A 25,912-nucleotide genomic window follows, 5' to 3' on the forward strand; every position below is an offset into this window, starting at 1 on the left:
TAATCCGATGTGATATCCAATGCTTCTTCCTTTGGTTTAAACAACATCATAACGGATGATGCAAGCATTGCTAATAAATATGCATATACGAATCTTGCAGATATATTTTCATCTGCTACCTCATGCACCACAGCATAGAGCTGATATAAGAATTTGGCTACCCAATATCCTACAATATTCATCAATATCGTCATCTTCCAGCCTACTAAGTAGGCCATGATAAATATATTGGTCGCAAATACTGCAAATGATATCAAGCTATGNTTNGTTATCATTACAAAAAATGTGTTGAANACTCCTAACATTAAGAATATCGAGACATACCANAGGACCAATGTTATCTTGCTATCTAAAAAGTCATCTCTGTAGGGCAGCATNGTNGAAAGTAGTGACGCTACTGATATTGCTATCATCNTTATATATATTGATATCTGCAGGGATGAGTTGAAGTTAATATGGTGACCATANATTATAGCTAATGTCGACAATATTGAGAAAAATCCNAATACAGTGAATCTTATCTCGTATCTCTCCAGATTTGCCTGAAAATATTCACCAGANATAACATCAAATAAAAAACTCCTCAACTCTTTGAAGTTATTNTTTCTTTCCTTTCTTAAAAATACTAAATATGAATCTGCTTTTGCTCTGANTATGAAGCCCCCTTCTTTACATATCAGATAGTGAAATCCTAAAATTAACGATGTGGTAATTATAGCTACTATAACTGATGGTTCAGTTTTAGGTAAATATACTCTAAACAATATTATAAAAGCAAATCCTGCCCCCATCGATGTTAATATAACTGACTTATCTGTCCTGAATCCGAATATTGTTAGTAATAATACTGGNATTACCATAGCTNTATANAANCCTNNANNTNNTANAATAATTTTCTAATAAATTACTCTCNNNNAAAGCAATCNTANTCCTAATAAACCTANAAAAAATGAAAAAGATTTAGCTGCATATAACTGATGCACAGGATTTTTACTAGGCCATAAATCATTAGCAAAAGTTACTGNTGCAGTATTTATATGAGAATCAGCTGTAGACATTGACATTGCNAATACCCCTATTATTAATATNCCTGCTATTCCNGAAAAAATTGANTATTTATTTACTATTTCAGGTATTAGTTCTTTANNATTTAATTCAGGATTAATAATAAACAANGANGTNGGTATAATAGCTATTAGACACAAACCAATAANCAANNNAATAGCTGAAATCAAAANNGCACTGCGTATTTTAATTAAGTTGCTTGCCATTAAAATTCTNTGAGCNATAGTNGGNGATAANANANCCCTTATGAAAAAAAATAACATCANATTTATCATATTCCAAAATGAGGTATTNTCAATAGTAAATATTTCACTTAAATTAAATTTTGGATATTGTAGCAATTTTGAAAAATAATTTGTACTACCTCCAGCNAANTGAAACATAATTAATCCAATAATNATNATAGATATTGANAANGTAAGAAATTGTATNATATCNGTATATACCACTGATTTTATTCCTCCTACAGCAGAATATAATGTTACTAATGAAGCNGCAAATANNAAAGAAAATNNTGGNTTNTTACCTGTNAAATATTCAAATATTTTACCAAAAACTTTAAATTGTACNGCAATNACNCCNACAGANCNTATGATNCTTGNAATAGATATAANATATCTTNTTGTTTGTCCATAAATNTTACNAANAGNTTCAGCTATTGATATATTGCCTAAAAAATCCTGCATCCTTGGNACTATGAAAAATGCNAATATGATTAGAGNGNNATAAGNGNNNNAAACNGTNATNAANATNATNNNNGNNATNCTTTATANANATNNCTGANATTCNAATGAAAACCCACTCCCACTCATNTATGTAGCNACAATAGTTGCNACTAGCGCTCCTGTAGAAAAATTTCTATTNCCAAGAGCGAAGAATTTAAATGTCTTAACTGTGAAGATATTCTTNAGNCCTGTCCAGCAGATTATACCAATAAATACTATTATTATTGATTTATCTGCAAACTCTAATGGGATTTTAACTGATTCTACNATATTATTTCNNCTTTTATTAGTAANCTTAANNNGTAGANTTATCTATTATTTTAATATCCACTACAATAGGATTTTAACGGTATTTAAATAATATATTAATAAATGTGGCTTTGTAACAATATATTTAGCAATTTATTTTTTACTACAGCATATTTGTATTATTGGTTTAATTAATATTATAATACTCTACATCTGCATTAAAAAATAATACTGTATAGTATCTTAATATTCTCGATTAGTAACTCTATTAACTTCATTGAAATCATTTGATTTAGTTGCAGATATTTCTACTATAAAATCCTTAATTACTTAATGAGCGAAGATACATAAAATTTTTGGTAGTGCAATTATAAAATTTAGTGTTTATTGATTGTAGTTAATAGCAATATCTTAAGGTTAAAGTTCATATTAGTGTTATAAATACAACTTATAATAAAAAGATCTCTTCACTCAAGGATAATTTCTATAATATTGAATCAACTTAAAATAGAATGCTGGGCATATATTAGTTACATCCTATAGTTTAATTAATATATGTTATTTCTTTTAATTAAAAAAAATAGTGAGGTGAATATGGGACCATTATTAGCAATTCCTGTAGTTGCAGCAATGGGTGGAGCTGCAGCTGGTGGAGCTACTGCTGCTGTGGTTGCCGGTACGGTAGCAGCTAGTACAATTGCAGTAGTAGATGCAGAAAAGCGTTCTAGTATGAGAGAAAGAGAAGCTGCAAGGGAGAGAGAAGAAGAAATCAGGCGTGATAACAGCTATAGAGCTAGGATGGAAAGAGAGAATGCAGAAAGAATAAGAGAGATGGAAAGGCAAGCAAAAGAGGTTGAGGCTGCCCATGCTAGAGAAGAAGCAGCAAAGAAAGCAAAAGAAGCGGAAGCAGCCCGCGCGAGAAAAGAAGCAGAAAATAAAAGACAGGAAGAAGAAGCCAAGGCAAAAGAGAAAGAAGATGCGGAAAAGATGGGGGAATTTTTGAGGAAACAGGCAGAAGATTTTGAAGAATCTCGACTTGATCATAAAAGCAAATTAAAGCATGCAGCATATGAAGAGTCAGATCCTGGGGATATGACGATAATAGATAATGCAACAATACTGGGTGATATAGGAGGAGATAGCACTAGCTCTGATATTATTGATGATTAGTTTGTGATGTAGGATAACTCTGTAATATGCAAGATACTGAAAAGAATTTACAGAAGAGATTATCTAATTTGAAGATAATCTATGAGAAGATACAATCAGAGATTAGTATGATTGCTAAGGATAATAGCATATCAGAATCGAAACTTGAGTGTTTTAGTCAAGAGTTGGGTGAAGTTCATTATCGTGGTAGCAGGAGTTTTATTATTTTTGGCTCGAAGAAAAAATGCGTATTAAGATATAATAAATTTCATTTAAAGAAGGATCTGGAAGCTGAGATTGATGCTGCGGTTAATAAATATAATGAAGCTGTGGATGCTGCGAAGGATGAGATAGATAAGTTAAAGTCTGAGAATCAAAAATTAGATCGAGATATAAATAAAATCAACTCTGAGATTAGTGAGATTGAATCTAGAGTATCTGATATGAATGAGCAGTTGGATATATTAATATCAGATATAAATGAGACTCAGATGAGTTTGGAATTAATGAAGGAAGAGAGTAAAAATGAGATAAAAGAATTTATAGATAATTGTAGCTTAAATGAGAGGGCTAAAATATTTTATTTTTATAAAAAGAATGAAGATAGCTATAAAGATGATACGTCTGAATATATTAGATCGTATATTCATGAAGTTGGTTTTAGTAAAAATGGATTTTTATATAAAGCTATACAAAAGAATGATGAAGTTCTATTTGATTTAGCGATATCAGATTACGGTGTAGAGCCGAGTTATTGTAAGCTACAAAATAAATATTTAAGAGGAAAGATTGAAACTTTGGTTGAATATTTGAGTGTTCACAGTGGTGGTAATTATCGAGAAAAATTTTTGGATAAAATAATAACATCTGATAGATGTGATATGAATTATATTATAAATAGTATAAAGAAGAATGATAATCAAGTTGCAGTAGATATGCTAAGGTTGCATGGAGAACGTGTAGGCAAGCAAGAAATAATAGAGTTTTTGAATGAATATGAAACTAATCAATCATGTATTTCAGGTGATTTTCAAACTACAGTAGGTAGCGATATTAGTTGTATTAGCTAATAAAAAAATAAGAGGTAAAATATAATGCCTATAACTGAGGTATCGAGTGCTACTAGCGAGGTTAGTAAAAAGAGTTACAATAAAGAAAAAAACTCCTTTAGTCATATAGAAAAAAATCAGGATTTCATAAGAAATGAGAATAGCAAATACCAAAATAACAGTGATTTGCGATCTAACAATAGTGTTAATAACGGGGAGTATGTAGTAATTAGTGACGATTTAAGTGAATCTAGTTATATCAATGTTAGCAGCGACAGGAGTGATAGCAAGGTTACTGATAAAGCTAATATCAGAAATAATAATCCCCCTATTTTTAGAGAGGAATTTATTAGCTCTAAACAAGAGCAAGTATTAGTATCAGATTATGATGACTCAGATATTTCTGAAAAAAAAATTGGAGTCAGGTTAGATCGTGATCTATCCAGTGCATCTAATGTAGAATTTATAAGTCAAAATAATAATTTTGCACCTAATAAATTTACCAATGGTTCTAGTACTAGTAGTAGAAAAGATCAGGTTTACTCATTTAGAACAACAAAATTCATACAAAGAAGTCAAAATTCTGCATCTAATGAGTCATCAAATTGTAGAACAGACTTTGCTACAAAAGAAAAGGAGAAAATAGAGATACAGATTGATCCTTTGAGTGATACTAAAATATCTGAGGATCAGATATTAAAAAATATCGATTATCAAAGATTGAAATATTTGAATCAGTATAAAGATGAACTAAAAAAGCGTTATTATAGCGATCATTTTATGGAATCTGTGCTTGATGGCAAGATGGAAGATAAAAGTTATAAATATTTTTCTAATTTAAGTTCTCAATCCAGTTTTCTTGAGGTTGAAATCAGATCTGTAATATCAGAATCAAAGATTATAATAACCCCTGTAGAAAATAAAGATAAAGTGAGAGCCAGCCTTATCATAAAGAAATTGTCAAATACTACAGCGATAGCGATATATAATAACCCTCTAGGGATAGAAATAAGTAAAGAGTTACAACAATATATGTTAGTTGTAATGAATAAGAAGTTATCTAGAGATAAAGAAAATAAAATTAATTTAGAGTTGTTAGATCTGCATTATAAACAAACAGATATTAATGAGGATAGCAAAATTTATGTAATAGAGACCTTAAAAATTTTATCTGATTTAGCTATAGAGGAACTGAATAGGGAAACAATTATAAAAAAGCTAGAAGCGTTACAATCTCAAGATATAGAAACATTAAGAAGCAATCAGCTATTAATTTATAAAATATATGAAAAAGCGGGAGAAGAAAAATATCTAAACGAGTTACAGGATAAAAAAGCCAGCTATAGCAGTATAGATATTTTATTATCAAAGATAGGTAGCTTTGGTGAATCTAAGATACTGAATCACCTGAGCATGGCTTTATTAGAGGATTCCCTAATAGATAAAAAATATGAAGCGATATGGGATGATATCATAGATTTCATGTCTAATAATGAAGTAATAATTAAAAAATCGAAAATCACAATTTTAGTATTCGAGAATTTATTATCGAGATTAGAAAATTATCATTTAAATGAAGAATCTAATGCGCTGCTGCAGGATGACATACTTAATGTAATTACTAAATATCTGAAATTAAATCTAAGCAGGGAATTATCTATTGATCATATTGAATGTTTAATAGTCAATATAGCAAAAACTTGTGTTGATTCAGAAGCTAATTCTTACCTAATAGATGGAATATTATCAACGATATTAAGTATTGTTAGTAATATTTCTATTTTACAAGACAAGGTATCATTTAAGGGTTTTGAAAAAGAATTTCTATCTATAGTTTTAGATGAATCTGTATATGAGGAATCAAGAGTTTTGATATTAGAAATCGTAAATAAGTTATCATTTGATAGCAGTGCAGGATTTTCAAAATTGCTTGATAGATTATACAATATTCTAAATAAGATTGATAAATCTGCTATATCTAATTCAGAGTTATTACCTAAGGAATTATCTCTAATTTTAGATCTAGTAGAAAAAACGCTATTAGAAACTAAAGAAGGAATTGCTAAAGATAATATTGAATCATTATACGAAATCATGATTCGATTGGTAGGTGAAGATAATTTTAATAATGCTGTGGTATGGAATATTATAAATTATTGTTTTAGCTTAGGTGTAGGTTTAGATTCTGAAAGGATCATAACAGTCTTTAATCAATTATCAAAAACTAAATTGTTAGAGAATCATAATATTTTAAAGGCATTGAATGCATGTATAACAAACACTAATAAGGTACATTTATTTTCTGAAGGTATAATCAAAAAATTATGTAGTATAGGTACATATAATAAATCAATAAACATTAGAGAATATGCATTATTAGTAATAAAAAATTTTTTGTCTAATGCCTTTGCTGACAAAGAAATAAGTTCGACTATTAGTAATGAAATATATTACATGATATGCAGTAGATCATCAGGAAATATAATATATCATGAAAATGATTTAAAATTGCTAGGCATAAATACTGAAATAGTTAATATTCTAATTTCAAACATATCTCCAGATTTTGATGAAGATTTGTTAAATTCACTACTGAAATTAAATTATCACTCAGAGGAGTGCTTTAATTTATTAAATAATATTATTAGCAGTTTTAGTTTATCAGAGATTGCTATAAAAAGGGTTATAGAATATACATCTGCTAGTAAAAATTTCTACCATGTAATATCGCATCTTAGTAATAATTGTGGATCATTAAGTAATGAATCCCAAAACAGTATAAAGAAACTACTGTTTATAGAAGAAGTTATTATATTAAATAAAGAAAAAGACAAAAAAGATGTAATACGAGATATTAAAGATGCACTAATAAAAGATAGTGAATTAGTTATATCTTCAAATCTGCTTAAATTTTTGAATGATATTCTTTCAGATGAGGGAGCTTTATTAAAGAAAGAAATATTAGAAATCATTAATATTGTTTTTAAAAGTAAAAGATATTTAGATTTTAGTATAGCAGAAAATATATCAAATTTAATTTTTAGTAAAAAATTAGATTTAGAGGAATATAAGCAAGCAATAATGCTACTGAATTCTTTAGTAGAATCAAATAATTATGGTTCTCAGCTAATAATGAATCTACTAAAAATGGAATCATCTGTTAATACACAAACAAGCTTGGCACTGTTATGTTGTAAAGGCTACGGTAAAGTAGCTATTAGTACCAAAGAGCAAGATTTAAAAAAAAATGTCCAAGATTTATTGACTAAGCTATTGCCTGTATTAAATAATTTAGAATTTCGTATCCATGAAGATATTGTAAAAGATCTAAAATATGAATGCGATATTCTATTAAAATGTAAAGATTGGGTTGTTGGACTATCTAATTTTTTAGCAAGAGAAAATAATAAGGTCCAAGATAGGTGGCATAGAATAGATTTAATAAGATTTACTGAATCTATAAGATTGATAAATCAATATGCCATAGAAGCATCTTTAAGTGAGGTGGATGGTGTGAATGTAGTTGATGTATTTAATAATTATGATTCTGAGATATGGCTAGATAAGATAAATCAAATTTTTAATAATAATAAATTACGTGGGTCCTCAAGTTTAGATATAGAAGCATTACTAAAGAATTTTAAAGAAATTAATATTAAAGATAATCCTAACATAGAATCATTGAGCAAAGAATACGAAGAGAAGCTGTTATTAATAGAAAAAAAATTCAATGGTTATTCATTTATATTATCTAATACTGATAAAAAAATATTAAATTGGTCTATATCTGAAATTCAGTCATGGTCTGTGATTGTCAAAAATAAGAGTGATTTAGTATATGATCACATGGATGAAGTATTATCAGTATTAAAAACTGCAAATATTTTAATAAACTCTCAAGAGATACGTACCACTCAATTATTGTCCATAATATCTGTAATATATGCAAAAGATTCTGGAAGATTACTTGAAATACATACAGGTGAAGGTAAATCATTAATTACTGCTATGTTAGCAATAATTATGGCATTGCAAGGTAAGAATGTAGATGTAGTTACAAGTTCTAGTGTTTTAGCAAAAAGGGATAGTGAATCTTCTAAAAAATTATTTGATTTATTCGATTTGAGATGTGTTTATAACGCAAATAATGTTGTCAGTGAAGAGGAGTATAAATTATGTTATCAAAACCAGATAATATATAGTGATGTATCATTATTTCAGTATGATATTTTAAGGGAGGAATATAAGGGTACAGTTACTAGAGATGGTAGAAAATTTGATGTAGTTTTAGTTGATGAAGTAGATAGTATGCTAATTGAAGAAGCAGGAAAGATAGCGAAATTATCGACACCTATCCCATCTACTGAATATCTGACCCCTCTTTTTGCAGCTATTTCATCTCACTACAAGTTATTGTTGTGCCAAATGGAAGAAAATAACTTAGTTTTTGATAAGGCAGTAGAAAGTGCAGTAAAGGATCACATGGTAAATTATATAAAGAGTTTACTATCGTATAAAGGTGAACAGGAAGCTCTAACGATAGTGATCCCTAGTCATCTTAGGATGTTTGTAGAGTCTCAGATAGAAGATTGGGTTTCTAGCTTATTTAAGGCATATTTTATGGATGAAGGTAGGGATTATTTAATCATAGAAGATCCGGTAACCAAAGCTAGGATGATAGTACCAGTAGATTATGAAAATACTGGAATAGTACAAAATAATATGCATTGGGAGAATGGTCTGCATCAATTTTTACAAGTGAAGCATAGAGTTTCTGTTACACCGATATCAATATCGACATCATTTATATCGAATGTAAGTTATTTTAAAAAATACGGTAAATCCATATATGGTATGACAGGAACTTTAGGTAGTGATAGTTCTAAAGAATTATTAAAGAAGACCTATAATATAGATACACTAAATATTCCAAGATTTAAAGAAAAGCAATTTATAGAACTACCTCCAGTACTAAGCCAAAATAGGAAGGAGTGGTTATTTAATATAGCAAGTGCTGCTATATTTGAATATAAGAAAGGAAGAGCGACATTAATAATATTGCAAACTATTAATGATACTAGCAATTTGCATAAACTACTTGAGGATACATATAAAGGTAAGATATCTTTATATGCCAGAAGTGATAATGAATATGAAGAAACCAGCCTTGAAGCAGATTCTGGTGATTTAGTTATAGCAACAAATCTAGCAGGTAGAGGAACAGATATAAAGATATCGAATAGAGTAGAATCTGCAGGTGGTTTGCATGTAATTATTGGATATTTACCTGTTAATTTACGAGTAGAACAGCAAGCTTTCGGTCGTACATCTAGACAAGGGCAGCCTGGGACTGGCCAGCTTATACTGAATCTGTTAAGAGAACGTAGCAATCTAGACCCATTGATAAAATGCGGGGAAATATCCAAAGATAGTGAATTATCAATAGACATCTTAAGATATAACAGGGATCAAAAAGAAGCTTCAAGATTAAGAGGAATCAAAAATAAAACTTTATTAGAAATAGAATTTAAGGATAAATTATTTAACAATTTTAATAATACAATATATAAGCAAGTAAAGAAACGCAGTGATAATTATTATATATTACAGCAAGTTGAAGAATCATGGGGTTTATGGTTAAAATCTAGTTTTGTAGATATTACTAATAGTTATGACAGCGAATTTGAAGTAGAAAATAGTCTAGAAGATTTAAGTGATATATCCGGGAGTGAAAAGGAGCAAGAGTTAGAAAGAGAAATCGTAATATATGACGAGAAAGATTACAGACCTTACAGAAAAAAATTTCAAACCGAGATAGGAATCGCAATAGAAAAATCTTTTGCAACATTCAAGTCGGAAATTTTAGTCAAAAATATAAATGATATATTAGTTAATCCTTCACTTTTAGTGGGAATAAGTTTTTCCCCTATTACTACTAAGAAAAATGAATTACTAGAAAAGGCAATAGATCTTGACAGTAACTTCAGCTTTGCTGCGCATTACAATTTAGCATATTTACAGTTAAATCAGAATGACACCAACAGAAAAAATGATAGTGAATTGGTTTCTGATGCTTTTATGAATTTAGTAGAATCGAAAAAACAGATAGAAGCTGTTGTAATACCTCAATTTGAATATACAAAAACTGTGTTGAGTGACACATCATTAGATAGAAATGATATATCCACTCAAATGGATAGCAAGATATTTATACTGCAAGAATATATTAAAAAGATTGATAATAATTTAGAAAAGATTCAAGAAATATCAAAAAAAGATGAAAAGCGAACTGCTAGTGCCAAATCTATTATTAATGTAGCAAGTGTTAGTAGGTTATCAGAAGTAGTAAATGATAATAATAAAACAAATGATAATAATAAAACAAATGATATAGAAGAATTAGAGAGATTTGGTGTTAGGAGAATATTTGAAGTAGGAAGCAGAAGGCCTAAAAGAAATTTTTGGAGTGCTATAGGCATGGCTATTCTCAGCATAGCACAAATTGCAATCGGAACATTGCTAGCACTGGGTACATGGGGGACTAGTACCTTAGCAGGGATAGCATTTATAACATCTGGATTGCAAGATGCATGGCAAGCGATCAGAGCTTTTGCAGGTAAGATAGATATTAAATGGGGGGGGTGGCTAATATCTAAGGGGATTACCTTGGCTATAAATGGCATATTAATGGGAGTGGATAAAATAAAAGAGTTTTTTGGAAATTTTAAAACTTGGTTATCAGAAGGTTGGGATAAAGCAAAAAACTTATTTGGTGGTATAAAGTCTGTAGCTGGGACATTAGCAAGTGAAGGAGTAAAAGCTGTAACAAGTGAAGGAGCAAAAGCCGCAGCAAGTGAAGGAATAAAGGTTTCACTGAGTGAAGGAGCAAAAGCGGTAGTAAATGAAGGGGTAAAAGCTGCAGCAGGTCAGTTAATAGAAAAAACGGCAGGCGAACTAGCAAAAGAGGCACTTAAAGGGGTAATAAAAACTGTAGTACAAGATCAGGTGGTGTCTTTTGTTCAAGGTAAGGTAAAGGATATTATTTCTCATGGTTTTGATGATGTAGTTGAGGATAAAGTAGAAGAAGCAATTCATAATGTAGAGTTGATACTTGATAAAGAGTCGGTCAATCAGAAATTAAAATTGATAATAGCAATAGATAATATCTATAGAAGTAATAATTTTGAAAAAGCTATCGGTAAATCATTACAAAGAAAGCTGAAAGATAATAGAATATTCAGTACATTAATGCAGCTAGGGCAGGCTGCAGCTTCTGCTGTGTCTAATAAATATTTAGGTTTAGAAGCAAAGAATCAAAATGTAAGAAACATAAATGATGGAATTAAACAATCTGAAAGTGCAATAGGAGGAACATATGAATCAATTGATAAAGCAAAAGGAATTAACAAAACACAAGTAAATGAATTATCAAGTGAAGCAAGTAACTTAGCAGAAAGTGCTGGTAAATTGAAAAATGCACAGTTAGATGCCCATAAGGCAACTATAAAGTCTATAGGTGCACAGGCTGCTATATCAGGAGGCTTTGCAGTAGTTTCAGGAGCTGTAAAATTGGGCAAAGCAAATAAATTAAGAACCCAACTAGCAAATTTGGTAGAGAGCACGATAGAAAATTTTAGGACACCGAGCATAACAGAAATATTATATGTAAGATATTTGCGCAACAGAGCGCTATCTAAAGAAGATTGTGAAGAAATAGTAATAATTTTGAAAACCCAAGGAGTGATTATAGAAGAATATAAAATATGTGGAGATAAATTAATATTAGATAATCATGTAACAAAAGCTATATCTGGTTATGAAGAATTATCTAGTAATGTAAATTCAGAAAAAAATAGCAAAAAGATTAACCCAAGCAGTGCGATATCAAGAATAGATTTTGGGAAATATAACAAGAAAAAAGCGCATATCATATCAGCGATAGAAGAGATACATCGTAATTTTTCTGATATCTCTATATCAGGGAAGCTATCATCGGTAAAGGCGAATATTATGAATATAATATCATCTGGGGTATACCAAGTAGCGCATTCTGCTGTGCATAGTTTTTGTGATGTTGGAGTTGGAACAGGTAAAGCTTTAATAGATTCTATAATAACAGACATTAAGCACAAGGAAGAAGAAAAAGCAACAGAACAAAGCGTAGAATACCTTAAAGCAAAAGCATCCAACGCCAAGAAAGTAGCAAATGAAGGCAAGGCTAAAATAGACGCGGTAGAAAAAGCCAAAGAAGAGCTAGAAAAACAAGCAAAAGCCAAGAAAGTAGCAAATGAAGGCAAAGCTAAAGCAGCCAACGCTAAAGAAGATAAAGCAAAACAGGAACAACTAGACAACACTATTAATAAATGGTTTAAAGGTGAAAAATTAAGTGAAGAAGAGATTAAATCACTGAAAGAATCTAAAGTAATATGTAGTAGTGATGCGAATAATGAGCAGGACAATACAACAGCAAATACAACTAATGATAACAATACAACATCTGCTCCAAAAGGACCTTCTGCTGATACAGATAATGCTATAGAAAAACCTGGAAATAATATAACAGAAGATACTTCAGAAAAAGAAAAGCTTCCAACGGCTGAAGAGAAAAAACAATTATGGATGATTACTTTAAAAAGGGCTGAAGGGTATCCACTTAATAATGAAGATCTTGCCTTATTAGCTAAATATCCTGTTACATGGGAAGGAATAAAACGTGATTTTCGTAATGCTGCAAATAATATTAAAGATGCGTCAAATGAGATATTGCAACTTGCTTGTGCGTATGTTAAGGGTGTTGGAGGTAGGTTAGAAACAGTTTTTGAAAGAATTGCAAGAAAACTGGAGCTAGATAAGGAAATAACACCAGAACAGCAAGAGAAAGATCATATAATTTTTAAATTATACGAAGACTATCCTCTAACTCCAGAAGAGCGAAAATTTTTAGATGACAATACTCCTGAATCTATTTTTAGTTTAAATAATCTCGGGAATTTTTTTAGTAATTTTTGGGAAGGACTTGAGCGGCAGCAAGAAAAACTCAATAAGAGTGCTGATGAAATGTTTAAGTCAGAAGCAGGTCTAGAATCTAGAATTGCAGGAGATATAGAGAGGGAAAAATATAGAGATCAAGCAATTGAAGACGGAAAAAAATTATGGAATGACCCTAGTAGAAGCACATTGAATCAAGTGATTGGTAGTGCTTCTATATTTGGTGGTACTACGGTGCATCTGGTAGGAAGCTTGTTAGGTGAAATTATATCAAGTATACCTGTAGTTAGAGAAGTTCTTGGAGGATTGATACTTGTATCTGACGGGATAGTAGAAATATTTTTACCGGATACCTTAAGAGAGTTCGGAGATGAGATAAGAAGTGAGTTTGCTAAAGATAGCATATTAGGTAAATATAATATCAATATGTATGATACTGCTACATCTTTATTATCTCAAGGGATAGCAAATAAATTGCTATTCAGCGGCATAAAAAAAATTATCAGTGATACTAGTAATCGTAGTTCTACAGGCGGTAATCCTAGCTCTACAAGGGGTAATCCTAGCTCTACACGAGACAATCCCAAAATAAATACGGATAATATAAAGAATACAAACAATACCAAGATAAATACGGATAATAGAACTAGTACAACTAATAAGAATCTTAATGATTCTAGAACCAACACAACTAGTACGACTAATAAGAATCCAAACAATACCAAGATAAATACGGATAATATAAAGAATACAAACAATACCAAGATAAATACGGATAATAGAACTAGTACAACTAATAAGAATAATAATACAGATGTTGACCTGAGTAATATCAAACAACATGAAATCAAGAAGAGTGATGTAGTTTATAAAGAAAATCAAAAGTTGGGTGGTGGTAGTGATAGCAATGTAAAAAATGCGGATATTAGATCAAATGAGAGAATAAATGCTAATAAAACTATAGATCCTGATAACGTTCTCTTAGATACAGCCACAAAAGAGAAATTAACTCCGCAAGAAATAGATTCACTCAAAAAAGCTATAAATGATACAAATACAGAGAAAATTGTTAAAAGACCTGAGGCAAAAACTGAATCAAATATAGATATTAACAAAAATTCAAAAATTACTGAGCAGAAGACTAATACTACCGAATCCAAACCAGAACCCAAGTCAGAGTCTGCTAACAAGACTAATAAAAATAGCAATGCTGAGAAATCCGCTGAGAAATCCGCTGAGAAATCCGCTGGGAAGACTGCTGAAAAGCCTACTAAAAAGACAAAGCCTGGTGAAACCGAGCTAAAGACTAACGAAAAGCCTCGTGCTAAAAAGGCCAGTGAAAAGGCCAAGGATCCTAACCCCAAGTCAGATGCTGTTGATGGGTCTAATACAAAGCCTAACGAAAAACCTAGTGCTGATAAGGGCAATGAAAAGCCTAAGACTGAGAAGGTCCGCACTGAGGAGTCTACTACAAATCCTAACGAAAAGCCTAGTGCTAAAAAGGCCAATGAAAAGCCTAAGACTGAGAAGGTCCACACTGAGGAGACTAATAAAAAGACCAGTGAAAAGGCCAAGGATCCTAACCCCAAGTCAGATACTAAACCCAAGTCAGAGTCTGCCAACAAGTCTACTAAAGAGACAAAGCCTGGTGAAACTGAGCTAAAGCCTAACGAAAAGCCCAATGCTAGTAATACCAATGCTAGTGGAAACAAAAAGTTAGATTCTAATAGGGTTCGTAGAACGCCATTTGAATATATCACAGAAGAAATAAGAATACTTGCAGAATCAGCTGACAAGGTGGCTTTTAGAAAGACATTCAAAAAGATAAGAAATAATAAAATCTTTAAAGATTTTGTGCCAAAATATCACAAGATACTAGATAACTTCCGTAACAATGTCATCTCATATATGCCAGAAACTTTTGGACCTTCTGAGAGTATGTTGATAAAAAAATTCTGTTCTAAACTTACTGAAGTTCTGGATCTTAGAGAGGAGTTGAGGCCATTGTCTAATGCCATTAATTTTGGTAATAGATTGAATAAAACGCAGTTAGAACATGCCGCATCTATAATCGAAAAAAAACTTACTGATTTAGGAAACAAAATAGGATCGAGCAGTGAATTTTCGAATTTAAATGAAGTGAGTATGAGTACCAATAGACCATTTGTGATAAAAAATAAAGAAATCATAAAACGTGAGCATGTAGATAGACATGTAAGGGGAACCGCGGCAGAAGCAGAAGAATTGGCAAGACATAGGGCTCTAACTGAAAATCTACAAGATGGAGATATAAGAACTGTTATAGTAGGAGAAGAAAATATGTATTCTCTGATAAGAAGGGCATCAGATTTAGGCTATGATAAATTGATAGACTTACATTCAATGAAGGAGGGTTTTGGTTTAAATATAAGAATTAGATTGTACGAAGCTGAACTAAATAGTATAGTTGCATTTAAAAAGGTAGGTGGAGAGTTGGTTAGAACAAGGCAATTTAATTGTTTTATGGTTAGATTTTGTAAATGTAGTGATACCAAAAGATTCATGGTAGAAACTGCTTATCCTGAATACAGAAATATATTTAATAAAATTAATGAGGTAATTCATTATGGCGATCAAAATGTCCGGTGATGAGATAGAAATTTGTGATGATAAATATAGTAAAATATCTGATTTGATAACCTATACATCTGATGGAAATACTGTAAAGTATGCATTAGATAGTGTCGTACTCAATGAATATTCTATAGGAGATAGAGATAAATTAGATGCTATTATTACTCAAGCGAGAGAAGTCAATCAATTACAACCATTTCCTGGTAGATGGATTTTAGATAATTTAGGCCACTATACAGAAGATACCCCAGCAGAGCAAGATGAAAATAGAGGATATAAAAGATTCAAAGAATTATATGATGAGCTTGAAAGGGTATATGCTGAGCATAACCTGCCTGAATCAGCAGGTATGGGTATAAAAGAATTGAAAGTAAAATATAAAAAATTAGGCGATTTTTTTGCTAGCCTTTATGTTCACTGGGATGGTGAAGCAGAGTCTACTATTAGTAAGCGCTATTGCTCTGATAGTTGCTTTATGTGGAAATTACGTAAAATCTTAGACCAAGCTAAGGAGGTGTTAAAGATGGAGCCATTCCCCTATTTATTTATATGTGAAAATGTAGATAGAGAGCATATATGGGGTGAAGAGGGCTATGTAAGTGGTAAGATGAAAGAAAAGTCATACGAATGGCTAGAAAGTATAATCCCCGTGATAGAAAAAGTGCTAGAAGAATCCCCTATCCAAGTCACTGGAGAAGAATGGGAGATATACGAAAGCACTGATATATACGGATAATACAACTAGTACAACTAATAAGAATCCAAACAATCCCAAAATAAATACGGATAATATAAAGAATACTAAGGTCCATGCAGATAATACAACTAGTACAACTAATAAGAATAATAATACAGATGTTGACCTGAGTAATATCAAACAACATGAAATCAAGAAGAGTGATGTAGTTTATAAAGAAAATCAAAAGTTGGGTGGTGGTAGTGATAGCAATGTAAAAAATGCGGATATTAGATCAAATGAGAGAATAAATGCTAATAAAACTATAGATCCTGATAACGTTCTCTTAGATACAGCCACAAAAGAGAAATTAACTCCGCAAGAAATAGATTCACTCAAAAAAGCTATAAATGATACAAATACAGAGAAAATTGTTAAAAGACCTGAGGCAAAAACTGAATCAAATATAGATATTAACAAAAATTCAAAAATTACTGAGCAGAAGACTAATACTACCGAATCCAAACCAGAACCCAAGTCAGAGTCTGCTAACAAGACTAATAAAAATAGCAATGCTGAGAAATCCGCTGAGAAATCCGCTGAGAAATCCGCTGGGAAGACTGCTGAAAAGCCTACTAAAAAGACAAAGCCTGGTGAAACCGAGCTAAAGACTAACGAAAAGCCTCGTGCTAAAAAGGCCAGTGAAAAGGCCAAGGATCCTAACCCCAAGTCAGATGCTGTTGATGGGTCTAATACAAAGCCTAACGAAAAACCTAGTGCTGATAAGGGCAATGAAAAGCCTAAGACTGAGAAGGTCCGCACTGAGGAGTCTACTACAAATCCTAACGAAAAGCCTAGTGCTAAAAAGGCCAATGAAAAGCCTAAGACTGAGAAGGTCCACACTGAGGAGACTAATAAAAAGACCAGTGAAAAGGCCAAGGATCCTAACCCCAAGTCAGATACTAAACCCAAGTCAGAGTCTGCCAACAAGTCTACTAAAGAGACAAAGCCTGGTGAAACTGAGCTAAAGCCTAACGAAAAGCCCAATGCTAGTAATACCAATGCTAGTGGAAACAAAAAGTTAGATTCTAATAGGGTTCGTAGAACGCCATTTGAATATATCACAGAAGAAATAAGAATACTTGCAGAATCAGCTGACAAGGGGGCTTTTAGAAAGACATTCAACAAGATAAGAAATAATAAATTTTTTAAAGATTTGGTGCCAAAATATCACAAGATACTAGATAACTTCCGTAACAATGTCGTATCATATATGCCAGAAACTTTTGGACCTTCTGAGAGTATGTTGATAAAAAAATTCTGTTCTAAACTTACTGAAGTCCTGGATCTTAGAAAGGAGTTGAGGCCACTTGTAAATAAACGTAAAAATCCAAGATATATAGAAAAATCATCAAATGAATTGCGTATATATGAAATTGATACAAAACTTACTGATTTAGGAAACAAAATAGAATCGAGCAGTGAATTTTCGAATTTAAATGAAGTGAGTATGAGTACCAATAGACCATTTGTGATAAAAAATAAAGAAATCATAAAACGTGAGCATGTAGATAGACATGTAAGTGGAACCGTGGCGGAGGCAGAAGAATTGGCAAGACATAGGGCTATAACCGAAAATATAAAGGAAGGTGCTATAAGAACGGTTATGGTAGGAGAAGAAAATATGTATTCTCTGATAAGAAGGGCATCAGATTTAGGCTATGATAAATTGATAGAGTTACATTCAATGAAAAATGGCTTTGGTTTAAATATAAGAATTAGATTGTACGAAGCTGAACTAGCTGATATAGTTGCCTTTCAAAAGATAGGTGGAGAGTTGGTTAGAACAAGGCAATTTAATTGTTTTATGGTTAGATTTTGTAAATGCAGTGATACCAAAAGATTCATGGTAGAAACTGCTTATCCTGATTTTAGAAAATCTTTTGTTAATGATGTTAGTATGGTAATTGAATATGAATAATGTAAATGCAAAAATGTCTGGTAGTGATATGGAATATTATTATAAAAAATATAATAAGATATCATATATTTTAAGTCTTACTGCTGATGGAGATAGCTTGGAATATGCATTTAGTCATGTAATACTTAATGAAAACTGCATGGGAGATAGAGATGAGCTGGATGCAATTATTACTCAAGCGAGAGAAGTCAATCAATTACAACCATTTCCTGGAGAATGGATTTTAGAAAGTAGCGGTTGTGTTACAGAATGTACTACTTCAGAATATGATGCAAAAGAAGGCTACGAAACATTCAAAGAATTATATGATGAGCTTGAAAGGGTATATGCTGAGCATAACCTGCCTGAATCAGCAGGTATGGGTATAAAAGAATTGAAAGTAAAATATAAAAAATTGTTTCAATTTTTTATGTTTTTTTGTGCTCATTGGAATGGTGAAACAGAATCTATTATTAAGGAAAGATATTATATTGATAGTCGTTTTTTATGGGAATTATATAAAATCTTAGACCAAGCTAAGGAAGTGTTAAAGATGGAGCCATTCCCATATTTATTTATATGTGAAAATGTAGATAGAGAGCATATATGGGGTGAAGAGGAATATGTAAGTGGTAAGATGAAAGAAAAGTCATACGAATGGCTAGAAAATATAATCCCCGTGATAGAAAAAGTACTAGAAGAATCCCCTATCCAAGTCAGCGGAGAAAAATGGGAATTCTACGAAAATAATGAAGTATATTAGCTACTCACCCCCTCAAAAGATCATCCAGTATTTAAACAATTTTTACCTAAATAATATATGTAGAAAATCATTCTATAAAAAAATTTATATTATAATTTTGATATTAGTATTATTATCAATTAGCTACATGACTGTAGAAAAGAGGTTAAATTAATAATTATAAATAAATCCTTATATAGAATATGAAATCTCGTATGAGAAGTATAACTTAGATTTAGGTGGCTACTACGGCGTTATTTGCTTGACAGTATTATAAATTAATGGTAGAAGTTTTACTTTGAATTTACGTATATATATAATGACATATTATTCACCACTGCCCAGATATAACTATCCCATAGGGGTAGTTATATGTGCAGTTCTATTATTAGGAAATTTGCTATATTCAATAGTATTCATAGCTAAATCTAGATCAGTTATAAAAATTTTTAACTTAGGTAAAACAGAATATAATAATAAAAATTATGATAAATCCATTAAATTGTTTCAATCAGTATTAGAGACAGCCCCAAATGCAGAGCAAGCTAAAATTGCAATGATAAAGTCATATTTTGCGATTGGTAAAAAGCATTCTTGTGAAATTGCTATAGAGTATTTAAAAAATATAGAGCTTCGAGAATATCAGTGGAATGAAATAAATGATATAGTTCCAGTGCAATGTAAAAAATATCTTGTTAACCTTGTCAATAAAGAGAAGAACAAATAATGTTTATAGTAATACCAGGAAGAGTAATATCTTTGTTCACATTCCCTGGAATAATAGTACACGAAATTGCACATAAATTTTTTTGTGATATACTAAATATACCTGTATATCAAGTGTGTTATTTCCAGAACTCTGATCCAGTTGGATACGTAATACATGAACAACCTAAAAATATCAGAGACGCTTTTTTAATAAGCTTTGCTCCGTTAATAGTTAATTCGATCCTTTGTGTTTTGACTACATTTCCTGTGGTATGTTTTTTATCTCTAAAGAGCCTTGGTTGGTTATACTATTCATATGACTTAATTCCTGCAATCCAGATTATAGCAGCATGGGTAGGAATATCCATAGGAATGCATTCATTGCCTAGTAAGCAAGATATAAAAATATTCTTAACTTTCATAAAACAATTGCCCAGAGCTACCTTTGCATCTGTATTTCTAAAATTATTTGCTATGTTATTTCAAGGAATCCAAATGTTAAGATTTTTTTGGATAGATTTATTTTATGCTATAATAATCAGTGTAATAGCGCCTGCTGTGTTTATGTGTTTTATTAGTAATGCATAGAAATAAATTCTATTAAGTAATCTTAAGTAATCTTTCACATTCTTTACTATATTCTACATGTAGTGCTGATGTACTACATATAGATTTATTAATATACTAATTGTAGATAAATATTTACAATAAGCAAGTGATAGAAATTTTAAGATATCTTTGTTTATAGCAGTTGGATGCTTTATAATATAGTTTTACATATAATGTAAAACTAGTAATATGATCAATAGTGATTAAGAAGTTATATTAACTACACTATATTATCAAGGAATGATATAGTGTATAACAATTCTATTAATAGTAAAGGTTTAATAGAAATAAAGGCAATCTGCTATTGAACTATTTTTTAGTAAGAACTAAGTTAACATATAACTGCTCACAATAGTATGTGTGATTAAATAACTAAGGTTTATGCCATATGGTATAATACAGACTTCTAGTCTGGGTCATCTAGTTCTATATTTTGGCTATTAATTATATTTATAACTTCCTCTGTAATATCCATTCTTTTATCAAAAAATAACACGTTACCGCTTGGTAATACAATATTGAATCTATGAGTATTAGATATTTCATAAATTACATCTAGTACAATTTTATATATTTTATTAAATGCTTTATTATAAAATTCATTTAAGGATAGTTTCCTGTCTTGAATTTTTTTTTGTTCAATATGATTTTTTTTGTTGAATTCTGATAATTTTTCATTAAATGCTGAAGCACTCAAAGTATCACGCTGTTTATAGAGTTTATCCTCAATTTGTAATATTCTAGCTTTAGATTGGTAAATATCATTTTGTATTATTTCATGCAATTTAGCAGTTTTTTTATGCAGCAATTTTATTATATTTGAATTTTCTATAATTGCTTCTATATCTACAACTGCAATGCTATGTACCTCAAACTTCGAAGCAACAGCACTAACTATTATACAACTTAATATTATATTTATAAAAAAATATAACCTAATTATTACCATATAGTTAATTAATAAAAGTCAATTTTATTCTCTAAAAATAATACTCATCTAATTAATAATTATTTATTTAAACGAATAAAATCTACTATATCCTCTTTGGTACTACCATAGTAAAAATACTTAATGTATTTTGCATTTTTATCTAATACGTAAACAAAAGAACTATGATCTACCATATAGTTTTTACTACTATTTGTACTATTTATATCCTGAACTTTAGCGTAATAGACTTTGAACATATTGGATACTTCTTTAATTTTATCTTCTGTACCAGTGAGCCCTATAAAATCTGTATTATAATGTCCTAAGTATTCTTTGAGGGCAGATGTAGTATCTCTTGCAGGGTCGACTGTAACAAATACAGTATTTATGTCTATATTATATTTTTTTAAAGTGTTAACTACGGATACTAATTTATTTAACGAAGTAGGACATATATCAGGACAATATGTGAAACCGAAATAAACCAAGCTTACTTTTCCTTTCAGATGATCTGTAGAAAACTGATTTCCATTAAAATCTGTTAATGTAAAAATTCCTCCTATTAATTCTTCATCTTCTTGTATAGAAGAACCTTCGCCTACCATAGGTTTTTTGGTAAGCTCTGTACACATCAATATAGTCAGTGCTATAACCGAGACTACTAGGCTGATTATTAGAATAGTTTTAGTAGCTTTACTCATAACTTTTTTAAAGAATCGTCAATTATAGACACTCACACTAACTAATATATTAAAATATCTTTAGTTATATCCCAGGGAAGTCTATATTAGTATAGTTATGCTGTCAAGTAGTTATTGAGCATGGATGTATGAGTTAATAATCAATGTATATAAAAAGCTACCATTGGTTAGTAAGTATATTTTGAATGTTAGATTCTTTATTTTTTAATTTTTTGAATGCTATTAAAATTTTATTTTGGTTATTTATTGAGGCAGTTACTAAAGGCAGTCTGACATCTATATTAGATAATTGGTATAAAGATGCAAGATATTTGATGCCTACAGGGTTAGGTTCAGTGAGTAGTGCATCATATAACTCCATTAAATTTTGTTGAATTTTAAGAGCAATATCATTAGATTGTGTTTTAATGCACTCATAAAGAGTTTTACATAATTTTGGTTTAACATTAGATAATACAGAAACACATCCAGATCCTCCATTAACAGTGTGAGCTAAAATTTGTACTTCATTAGCTGTTAACATGTAAAATTCTTTATTATGTTCTGATAATAGTTGCTTTATACGTAAGGGTCTAGTTGTATTATCACTAGCATCTTTAATTGCTAGTACCCGTTCTAACTTTGATAGCTGTACTATTGTAGCGTCATCTATATCAACACCAGTGCGTTGTGGATGATTATATATCATAATTGGCAAGTTAGTATTATCATGTATATTTTGAAAATGTTCTAAGATTCCTTTTGGAGAGGGTCTAGTGTAATATGGGACGGTGCACATTAGAGCATCTATAGGCAAGTCAGATAGTTTTTTAGTTATGATTACTGATTGATGTGTAGAAGCGGAGCTTACAGTAGGAATAATTCGTATTTTGTTTCTGCAGATATTAATTGTTTGATTTATTAATTCTAAATATTCATCAATATTTAAGCTGTTCCCTTCACCTGTAGAACCACCTACAACTATAGAAGTAATTTCAGCTTCTATTTGCAAATTGATTATTTTTTTTAAGGATGTGTAGTCTATAACTTCGCCAGCAAATGGTGTGATCAAAGCTGTAATTAAACCTTTAAACATTTAGTTTTAAGCAATCAAAATTATTATTAATATTATTTTTTATTAAAATTATATGTTATAGGACAATATTACGATATAACAACACACTTTATTAATTCAATAAATATAAATCATGATAAGTAGATTTAATATCTATGTATAACTCTACCCTTGCTAAGGTCATACAGAGTCATCTCTAGCTTTACTTTATCTCCTACAAGAATTCGTATACGATTTTTTCTAATTTTACCAGAAGTATGAGCAATGATTTGGTGATCATTTTCAAGTTTTACCTTAAACGTGGCATTAGGTAACAGTTCAAGTATTGTTCCATCACACTGTATTATATCTTCTTTTGTCATTAATTTTCTTTTAAAATAAACCTTTATTTAATAAAAATAGCAATAATATGCTGTAATTACAACATATGGATATCTAGAAATCAAAATCAAGTCATTTTTTATATTTTAATATTTTTAGGTTTAAAGATTTTTATATAGCTATCAATCAATAATTTATTTAGTATTAATGCAGTAAACATTGATGCTACTATCCCTATAGTTAATGTTACTGCAAATCCTTTGATAGGCCCTATACCGTAGATATATAAAAGAGATGTAGCGATCACTGTAGTTATATTTGAATCTAAAATAGTTGATACAGCAGATTCGAAACCTAATTTAATAGTATATGATACTGAATAATTATTTTTTAATTCTTCTTTAATCTTTTCATAAATTAATACATTTGCGTCTACTGCCATACCTATAGTAAGTATTATCCCTGCTATTCCTGGGAGAGTTAATGTAATATGTAATATTGATAATAAAGCAAATATATATAGTATTGTAAAACTCAATGAAATACTTGCTAATACTCCAAATATTCTGTATACCCAGCAGATAAAAATCACTACTAAAATAAATCCTATTATTGCTGCTTTCACTCCAGATTTTATAGAATCAGAACCAAGACTTGGGCCTATAATTTTTTCTTGTATTGTATCGAATGAAGCAGGTAACGCTCCAGCTCTAATTAATAATGCTAGTTCATTGGCTGTATCTATTGTAAAATTGCCAGTTATTATTCCGTTACCATCTAAAATAGGTTGTTTTATACTAGGTGCACTTAATAATTTATTATCTAATAATATTGCTAATCTTTCTCCTACATGATTTGAAGTAACATCAGCAAATTTTTTTGCTCCCTTGCTGTTAAATGAAAAGCTTACCACTGGTGTATTATATTGATCAAATGTTAGTTGTGCATTATTTAAATCTTTACCACTTACGATAATTTGTTTTTTGATTACTAGTTTTTCTGAATTATTTAAGCCAGTGACAATTTTTAAGTTATCTAGCAACAGTGAATTTTCAATTGATGTTATAGTAGTTTTTTCATCTACTATGTGAAAGGTTAATCTTGCTGTTTTTCCTAATAACTTTTTTAATTGTTCAGAATCATTTATACCTGGTACTTGAATTATAATATTATCGTTACCATGTTTTTGTATATTAGTTTCTTTTGTTCCTGCATAATCAATTCTCATCCTTATAATTTCAATCGATTGTTCTATTAATTGTTCCTTCAATACTTTAATATACCCAGTATTATAATATAATGTTATATCGTTACCATTTATATTAATTGAGATATGATTACTATGAGTATTTATAATGTTTTTTATTATTGAGTAATCTGAAATATTTTTTAACCTAAATGTAATGTTTGCGTCTGAACTTTTTAAATCTAAATACTTAATTTTATTTTTTCTAAGAGAGTATTTTATATCTTCCATCAAAGACTGATAAGACTCCTGTAAATAGCTATTAAAGTTAATTTTCAAAATTATTTCCATACCTCCACTTAAATCCAGCCCCAATACCATTTTATTCGAAGAAGGTAACCAGTTTGAGTTTTTACTACTTAGAAAATTTGGTAAAACGCATATAATTGATAAGATACTTAATAACAGGCTAGATGCTAATTGTATTTTAGATATTTTATACATTTAATTTATTTCAGTTAAATTCTTAGCACCATGAAGTCTATTGCTATCGCTATCTCTCAATAAAATCACGAACACCGGCATGCTCATTACTTTGCTATATCAGATATCATATACTAATTTATATATATTTATATGCATGTAATTAATTTTTTTTATTTTTTTTTTCTGTTACAGGAGTTGAGGAATTATTTTTATTTACTACTGATAATATATTAGATTTTAAGATCTTAATTTCTACATCCTTGGATATTTCTATAAATACAAAGTCGTCTATATCATTAATTTTGCTAATAGAACCAAATAAACCTGAACTTGTCAACACTTCTTCACCTTTTTTGAGATTTTTAATCATTGCTTCCTGTTGTTTTTTTCTTTTATTTTGTGGAACAATCAGGAAAAAATAAAATACTAACACTATAAGTATCATAGGTACAAATTGTCCTATATTACTTAATATCCCCCCTGTGGTTGTTGAACTTCCTACTGAAGAAGCCGTTTCTGTAATAGCAGCAGTAGTTTCATTGACTGTTTCTAGAGGTATTGTATCTTCAGCGTATATTGTGTTAATTATTTTATCCATATTCTTTGACTATTAATTTAATATTTATTTAATTTTTAATTGTGATAAAAATCATATGTTTACCACTCTGGTTTATTTTAGTTGTTTAGTAATATTTGTTAA

The 25,912-nt window shown here is 30.2% G+C and carries 14 protein-coding genes and 1 pseudogene; 8 read left to right on the top strand and 7 right to left on the bottom strand.

Annotated elements, in window-relative coordinates; genetic code table 11:
* Positions 1–896 precede the first annotated feature (896 nt).
* Positions 897–1,829, bottom strand: a pseudogene (locus IHI24_RS04780) (sodium:solute symporter family transporter).
* A 765-nt stretch (positions 1,830–2,594) separates the two neighbouring features.
* Between IHI24_RS04780 and IHI24_RS00015 the strand changes: the two are divergent.
* From IHI24_RS00015 to IHI24_RS00050, 8 genes are all read left to right on the top strand, one after another.
* Positions 2,595–3,209, top strand: a complete 615-nt coding sequence (locus tag IHI24_RS00015; protein ID WP_194966019.1) for a hypothetical protein — start codon at positions 2,595–2,597, stop codon at positions 3,207–3,209.
* Positions 3,210–3,235: 26 nt separating this feature from the next.
* Positions 3,236–4,258: a hypothetical protein gene (locus IHI24_RS00020; protein WP_194966020.1), complete on the top strand. Its 1,023-nt coding sequence runs from the start codon at positions 3,236–3,238 to the stop codon at positions 4,256–4,258.
* Between the two features lie 24 nt (positions 4,259–4,282).
* On the top strand, positions 4,283–15,853 hold the full coding sequence (locus IHI24_RS00025) for a hypothetical protein (RefSeq protein WP_194966021.1): 11,571 nt from the start codon (positions 4,283–4,285) through the stop codon (positions 15,851–15,853).
* Positions 15,831–16,574 (top strand): hypothetical protein, encoded by a 744-nt coding sequence (locus IHI24_RS00030; protein WP_194966022.1) that lies wholly within the window; start codon positions 15,831–15,833, stop codon positions 16,572–16,574. The genes IHI24_RS00025 and IHI24_RS00030 overlap by 23 nt, the downstream gene beginning before the upstream one ends.
* Positions 16,575–16,764: 190 nt before the next feature.
* On the top strand, positions 16,765–18,495 hold the full coding sequence (locus IHI24_RS00035) for a hypothetical protein (protein WP_194966023.1): 1,731 nt from the start codon (positions 16,765–16,767) through the stop codon (positions 18,493–18,495).
* Positions 18,488–19,237: a hypothetical protein gene (locus IHI24_RS00040; RefSeq protein ID WP_194966024.1), complete on the top strand. Its 750-nt coding sequence runs from the start codon at positions 18,488–18,490 to the stop codon at positions 19,235–19,237. Before IHI24_RS00035 ends, IHI24_RS00040 begins: the two co-directional genes overlap by 8 nt.
* Positions 19,238–19,535: 298 nt before the next feature.
* Positions 19,536–19,943 carry an outer membrane protein assembly factor BamD gene (locus IHI24_RS00045; protein ID WP_194966025.1) on the top strand — a complete coding sequence of 136 codons (408 nt, stop codon included), beginning with the start codon at positions 19,536–19,538 and terminating at the stop codon, positions 19,941–19,943.
* Positions 19,943–20,512 carry a metalloprotease family protein gene (locus IHI24_RS00050; protein WP_194966026.1) on the top strand — a complete coding sequence of 190 codons (570 nt, stop codon included), beginning with the start codon at positions 19,943–19,945 and terminating at the stop codon, positions 20,510–20,512. Before IHI24_RS00045 ends, IHI24_RS00050 begins: the two co-directional genes overlap by 1 nt.
* 427 nt (positions 20,513–20,939) lie before the next feature.
* On the opposite strand, the gene IHI24_RS00055 is transcribed toward IHI24_RS00050, so the two are convergent.
* From IHI24_RS00055 to yajC, 6 genes are all read right to left on the bottom strand, one after another.
* On the bottom strand, positions 20,940–21,482 hold the full coding sequence (locus tag IHI24_RS00055; protein ID WP_194966027.1) for an OmpH/Skp family outer membrane protein: 543 nt from the start codon (positions 21,480–21,482) through the stop codon (positions 20,940–20,942).
* A gap of 59 nt (positions 21,483–21,541) precedes the next feature.
* Complete coding sequence (locus tag IHI24_RS00060) at positions 21,542–22,165, bottom strand: SCO family protein (protein ID WP_194966028.1); 624 nt, start codon at positions 22,163–22,165, stop codon at positions 21,542–21,544.
* Positions 22,166–22,322: 157 nt separating this feature from the next.
* Complete coding sequence (dapA, locus tag IHI24_RS00065; RefSeq protein WP_194966029.1) at positions 22,323–23,240, bottom strand: 4-hydroxy-tetrahydrodipicolinate synthase; 918 nt, start codon at positions 23,238–23,240, stop codon at positions 22,323–22,325.
* 125 nt (positions 23,241–23,365) lie between these two features.
* Positions 23,366–23,581, bottom strand: coding sequence for a translation initiation factor IF-1 (gene infA / locus IHI24_RS00070; protein WP_194966030.1), 216 nt, complete (start codon positions 23,579–23,581; stop codon positions 23,366–23,368).
* A gap of 98 nt (positions 23,582–23,679) precedes the next feature.
* Positions 23,680–25,230 carry a protein translocase subunit SecD gene (secD, locus tag IHI24_RS00075; RefSeq protein ID WP_194966031.1) on the bottom strand — a complete coding sequence of 517 codons (1,551 nt, stop codon included), beginning with the start codon at positions 25,228–25,230 and terminating at the stop codon, positions 23,680–23,682.
* A 142-nt stretch (positions 25,231–25,372) separates the two neighbouring features.
* Complete coding sequence (gene yajC, locus IHI24_RS00080) at positions 25,373–25,810, bottom strand: preprotein translocase subunit YajC (protein WP_194966032.1); 438 nt, start codon at positions 25,808–25,810, stop codon at positions 25,373–25,375.
* Between the last annotated feature and the right edge of the window lie 102 nt (positions 25,811–25,912).

It is taken from the genome of Rickettsia endosymbiont of Cardiosporidium cionae (genome assembly GCF_015476335.1).
GTDB lineage: Bacteria > Pseudomonadota > Alphaproteobacteria > Rickettsiales > Rickettsiaceae > JADHZC01.